Source organism: Tritonibacter sp. SIMBA_163 (assembly GCF_046535935.1).
Taxonomy (GTDB): Bacteria; Pseudomonadota; Alphaproteobacteria; order Rhodobacterales; family Rhodobacteraceae; genus Epibacterium; species Epibacterium scottomollicae.
Genome location: NZ_JAWJBP010000560.1, coordinates 1 through 266, shown reverse-complemented (window position 1 = coordinate 266; position 266 = coordinate 1). Strand labels below are relative to the sequence as shown.

Genomic DNA, 266 nt, shown 5'->3' with positions numbered 1-266 from the left:
ATAATATCACCGTAATCCACGATAACCATATCGAACACCACGCCCCGAGCCTTGTAATACTCGATCAAACGAGCGAGCTGCTTGGGCGTGAATGTCATCGTGGGATACTGATGCAGCATGAATTTCCCGCACGATCCCGACAACTTCTCTATCTCATCGCGAACGAAAGTAGATTTGTCGGTCAATTCCGCCATAGCGACGCTTGAGAAAGAAGCGTCAATGCGGTCAGCCAAGACCAGATCGCTTACCTCCAATGACACGTAGAG

At 49.6% G+C, this 266-nt stretch carries 1 pseudogene; it reads right to left on the bottom strand.

Annotated features, from left to right (window positions below):
• Positions 1-233 (bottom strand): annotated as a pseudogene (locus tag R0J92_RS23535) (DNA helicase); the annotation flags it as partial.
• Between the last annotated feature and the right edge of the window lie 33 nt (positions 234-266).